Annotated in this window: 1 protein-coding gene; it reads right to left on the bottom strand. The window is 64.5% G+C overall.

The window, feature by feature from the left end; all coding sequences use genetic code 11:
• Positions 1 to 82: 82 nt before the first annotated feature.
• A partial coding sequence (gene rpoB / locus EOD07_RS29430) for a DNA-directed RNA polymerase subunit beta (RefSeq protein WP_127237839.1) occupies positions 83 to 2,816 on the bottom strand: 2,734 nt, incomplete at its 5' end.

Raw genomic sequence — 2,816 nt, 5'->3', positions numbered from 1 at the left:
GACGAAATGTCCGCAGACTGGCCGGTTGCCCGACCGAAAATTTGAGGGGCGCGCCGCTTCCTTGAGCGGCGCGCCATAGGCTTTACTCGGCCGCGTCGGGCAGACGCGTCGGGGTCTCTTCGACCTGCGTGTTCTCCAGCTCGACATTGAGACCCAGCGAGCGCATTTCCTTGACGAGAACGTTGAAGCTCTCCGGAATGCCCGCCTCGAACGTGTCGTCGCCGCGCACGATCGCCTCGTAGACCTTGGTGCGGCCGGCGACGTCGTCCGACTTCACCGTCAGCATTTCCTGCAGCGTGTAGGCGGCGCCGTAGGCTTCGAGCGCCCAGACCTCCATTTCGCCGAAGCGCTGGCCACCGAACTGCGCCTTGCCGCCCAGCGGCTGCTGGGTGACGAGCGAGTACGGGCCGATCGAACGCGCGTGGATCTTGTCGTCCACCAGGTGATGCAGCTTGAGCATATAGATATAGCCCATCGTCACCTTGCGATCGAACGGCTCGCCGGTGCGGCCGTCATAGAGCTGCGACTGACCGCTGGTGTGCAGGCCAGCCTGCTCCAGCATGGTGTTGATGTCGGCCTCATGCGCGCCGTCGAACACCGGGGTCGCGATGGAGACGCCGCGGCGCATCTGCTCGCTCAGGCGAACGATGCTCTCGTCGTCATACTCGCGGATCGGCTCGTTGCGGTCGTTGGCGGGCATGAAGCTTTCCAGCGTCTTGCGCAGCGGCTTGATGTCGCCGCCACCCTTATACGCGTCGATCAGCTCGCCGATCTTCCGGCCCATGCCTGCGCAAGCCCAGCCCAGATGCGTTTCCAGGATCTGGCCGACATTCATGCGGCTCGGCACACCCAGCGGGTTGAGCACGATATCGGCATGCGTGCCGTCCTCGAGGAAAGGCATATCCTCGACCGGAACGATGCGCGACACGACACCCTTGTTGCCGTGACGGCCGGCCATCTTGTCGCCCGGCTGCATCTTGCGCTTCACCGCCACGAAGACCTTGACCATCTTCATGACGCCCGGAGGCATTTCGTCGCCGCGCTGCACCTTCTCGACCTTGTCCATGAAGCGCTGCTCGAGCGCCTTCTTGGACTCGTCATACTGGCCGCGCAGAGCCTCGAGCTCGCCCTGGAGCTTCTCGTTCTCGACGGCGAACTGCCACCACTGCGAACGCGGATACTCGTCGAGCGTGTCCTTCGACAGCTTCGAGCCCTTCTTGAAGCCTTTCGGTCCGGCGATCGCTTCCTTGCCGACCAGCACGTCGGAAAGACGCGCATAGACGTTGCGGTCGAGGATCGCCTGCTCGTCGTCGCGGTCCTTGGCCAGACGCTCGATCTCCTCGCGCTCGATCGCCATCGCGCGCTCGTCCTTCTCCACGCCGTGGCGGTTGAAGACGCGCACTTCGACGACCGTGCCGAAGGTGCCCGGAGGCATGCGCATGGAGGTGTCGCGGACGTCCGAGGCCTTTTCGCCGAAGATGGCGCGCAGAAGCTTCTCTTCCGGCGTCATCGGGCTTTCGCCCTTCGGCGTGATCTTGCCGACCAGGATATCGCCCGGCTGCACTTCGGCACCGATATAGACGATGCCGGCCTCGTCGAGGTTCTTCAGCGCCTCTTCCGAAACGTTCGGAATGTCGCGCGTGATTTCCTCCGGCCCGAGCTTGGTGTCGCGCGCCATGACCTCGAACTCCTCGATGTGGATCGAGGTGAAGACGTCGTCGGCCACGATGCGCTCGGAGAGCAGGATCGAGTCCTCGTAGTTGTAGCCGTTCCACGGCATGAACGCGACGAGCACGTTGCGGCCGAGCGCCAGATCGCCGAGCTCGGTCGACGGACCGTCGGCAATGATGTCGCCCTTGTTGACGCGGTCGCCCATGCGCACCAGCGGACGCTGGTTGATGCAGGTGTTCTGGTTCGAACGCTGGAACTTCATCAGCCGGTAGATATCGACGCCCGACTTGCCGGGATCGAGATCTTCCGTGGCGCGGATGACGATGCGGGTGGCGTCGACCTGGTCGACCACGCCGCCACGACGGGCGCCGATGGCCGCGCCCGAGTCACGGGCGACGACCGGCTCCATGCCGGTGCCGACGAACGGCGCCTCGGCGCGCACCAGCGGCACGGCCTGACGCTGCATGTTCGAGCCCATCAGCGCGCGGTTGGCGTCGTCGTTCTCGAGGAACGGGATCAGCGCTGCCGCGACCGACACCATCTGCTTCGGCGAGACGTCCATCAGGTCGACGTTTTCGCGCGGCGCCATCATCACTTCGCCGGCGTTACGGCAAATGACGAACTCGTCGACGAAGCTGCCATTCTTGTCGAGCTCGGCGTTGGCCTGCGCGACATAGTGCTTGGCCTCTTCCATCGCCGACAAATAGACGACCTCGTTGGTCAGCTTGCCGCCCACGATCTTGCGGTACGGGCTTTCGATAAAGCCGTACTTGTTGACGCGCGCGAAGGTGGCCAGCGAGTTGATCAGACCGATATTCGGACCTTCCGGCGTCTCGATCGGGCAGATGCGGCCGTAATGCGTCGGGTGCACGTCGCGCACCTCGAAGCCGGCGCGCTCGCGGGTCAGACCGCCCGGTCCAAGCGCCGACAGGCGACGCTTGTGGGTGATCTCCGACAGCGGGTTGGTCTGGTCCATGAACTGCGACAGCTGCGAGGAACCGAAGAACTCGCGCACGGCGGCGGCCGCCGGCTTGGCGTTGATCAGGTCCTGCGGCATGACCGTGTCGATCTCGATCGAGGACATGCGTTCCTTGATCGCGCGCTCCATGCGCAGCAGGCCGACGCGGTACTGGTTCTCCATGAGC

This window comes from Mesorhizobium sp. M2C.T.Ca.TU.002.02.1.1 (assembly GCF_003997225.1).
The sequence above is the reverse complement of the archived record's forward strand: the minus strand, read 5'-3'. Positions and strand labels throughout refer to the sequence as shown.